Here is a 2,440-nt window from a genome sequence, read left to right as displayed (position 1 = left end):
CCTGAGTCCTCGCGCGGATTTCGACGACTGGGCGCAACACCCGCGCCGGTTCCTCGAACACGCTCGGGAGATCGGAGCGATCCACGACCGCAAGTTCCCGGCATCGACCGACGAGTGGGCACGTGAGTTCCGTCGGTTTCGTCCCGTTGCATCAGCTCGGCGATTCGCTCCGCGGCCGATGCTGGTGATGCACGGAGACGAGGACGATAGCGTTCCGGTGTCCGACGCCCGCCAGTTGGTCAACGCACACGGCGACGCCGAGTTGAGCTTGCTCGAAGGTGCCGGCCACCGACTCCGCCACGACCCCCGCGCGATCGCGATTCTCCTCGGCTGGCTCGACCGGATGCGTTCGGTACAACATCACCCGAGCGCGACAACAGGGCGTTGACCCTGGTCATCGCGAGGCGTGCTGTTCAGCGAGCCCGTTCGACCTGGCTGACGTACCAGGTGTACGCCGTTTCGACGATCTCGCGAAGTCCCCAGTTCGCCGTCCATCCCAACGTGTCGGAGGCAAAGGTTGGGTCGGCGAACGTCGCGACGGGATCGCCGGCGCGCCGAGGACCGACGTCGTAGGGAACGGCCTCACCGGCAACATCGGCTGTGGTGTTCAGAACCTCCAGGACCGACGATCCGACACCTGTCCCGACGTTCACGGCGACGGTGTCCCCATCTCGCCCGAGATAGTCGAGCGCTTTGACGTGAGCATTGGCAAGGTCGGCGACGTGGATGTAGTCGCGGATACACGTTCCGTCGGGCGTGTCGTAGTCGTCACCGAACACGGTGAGACGGCGCTCGTTCAGCAGCAACGCCTTCATCGCGAGCGGGACGAGGTTCTGCGAATGGGTCCAGTCCTCGCCGATGCGTCCATCGAAACTCGCGCCGGCGGCATTGAAGTAGCGCAGGCTGACCGATCGGAGATCGCTGGTTTGTCCGTACCAGAACAGGATTCGTTCGACCATCGCCTTCGATTCTGCGTAGACGGACTCTGGATGGATCGGAGCATTCTCTGTCACGGGAACGACGTCCGGGGTGCCGTTCACCGAGCACGAGGACGAAAAGACGACGTCGTTGACACCGGACGCGAGACATGCTTCGACCAGGTCGACGCTCCCAGCGACGTTGTTCCGCCAGTACTTGGCGGGAGTCTCCATCGACTCACCGACGGCCTTGTACGCCGCGAAGTGAACCAACTGTGTGACGCCGTGTTCGTTGCACGTGGTCGCGACGAGGTCGCGATCGTGGATGTCGCCGATGACGAGTGGGGCGTCGATGACTGCCTCACGTCTCCCGAGTTCGAGCGAGTCGAGCACCACAACCTCGCGTCCGGCCTCGCGGAGACTGCGTACGGTGTGCGAGCCGATGTATCCGGCTCCACCGGTGACGAGGACGGTTCCGTCGATCGAGTTCACACCCACCGGGTCGAACCTACCCTCGTACCCTCCTGCGCGGGCACGCGGCCTGCATACCGCAGAGCGAGATCTTGGAATCTGTGGTCTCGGAGTAAACGATTCGGCTCCGGATGCCGACCTCTGTGATTGTCCCGCCTACTGGCGTGACGAGACCGACTCCACGCCCACAACAGCCCCGAACTCTCGACCGCCTAAACTCACCGAACGATGAACGGGGTCACAGACATGCTTGCACCGCTCAACGGCGGGCGATCGCTTGGAGAAACAGATTGGCCCATCGAACGCCGTGGCATGCTGAACCGGTACAGCGTGCTGATGGCAGATTTACGAGCGTCAATGGCGATGGAGGACTGACGTGAAACTGATCATCGTCGCTGGCATGCATCGCTCAGGCTCGTCGTTCGTGACAGAGCTCGTCCGGGCCCTCGGCGCCTCCACGGGCAACGACCTGCTTGAACCTGCGGATGACAATCCACACGGATTCTTCGAGAACCGGGTGGTCAAACAACTCAATGACCTGGTGCTTGGTCGACTCGACGGTACGTGGGATCGCCCTCCCATCGGACTGTCGCAACAATGGGCGGACAGCACCGGACTTGATCGAGTGCGCCAATCGGCCGAGACCGCCATCAACCACTTGTTCGACGAAGTTGGCGACGCCTCGGCCTGCGTGATCAAGGACCCGAGGTTCTCGCTCACGCTGCCGTTCTGGAACTCCGTGATGGCGATCGACACGACTGTCGTTCCGCTCCGCTCCCCTCACGAGGTCGCTCAGTCGCTTCGGCATCGAAACGGTTTCGCACCGCCTCGTTCGGCCGAGTTGTGGCTCCGGTACACCGTCGATGCGTTGCTCCACGCTCCGAACCCACTCGTTGTTCCAATGCACGACATCGTGTCCGATCCTGGGAACGCGATCCCTCGGCTCGCTGCTGCGATCAGCCTCGACGCGACGGTCGACGAAGCACTCGAGTTGGCTGGCCAACGCGAGCGAAACTGGAGACCGTCTGAGCCGTTCGCTTCGGTGTCCGACC

At 63.0% G+C, this 2,440-nt stretch carries 2 protein-coding genes and 1 pseudogene; 2 read left to right on the top strand and 1 reads right to left on the bottom strand.

Annotated elements, in window-relative coordinates:
* Positions 1-388, top strand: a 388-nt coding sequence (locus WBV89_RS17330) for an alpha/beta hydrolase family protein (protein WP_423982589.1), incomplete at its 5' end; no start/stop codon positions are given.
* Positions 389-413: 25 nt separating this feature from the next.
* On the opposite strand, the gene galE is transcribed toward WBV89_RS17330, so the two are convergent.
* Complete coding sequence (gene galE / locus WBV89_RS17325; RefSeq protein ID WP_423982588.1) at positions 414-1,415, bottom strand: UDP-glucose 4-epimerase GalE; 1,002 nt, start codon at positions 1,413-1,415, stop codon at positions 414-416.
* Between the two features lie 397 nt (positions 1,416-1,812).
* Between galE and WBV89_RS17320 the strand changes: the two are divergent.
* Positions 1,813-2,440: pseudogene (locus tag WBV89_RS17320) on the top strand (hypothetical protein); the annotation flags it as partial.

This window comes from Ilumatobacter sp. (genome assembly GCF_049588435.1).
GTDB lineage: Bacteria > Actinomycetota > Acidimicrobiia > Acidimicrobiales > Ilumatobacteraceae > Ilumatobacter_A.
Note: the sequence above shows the minus strand (reverse complement) of the source record. Positions and strands in the feature narration are given on the sequence as shown.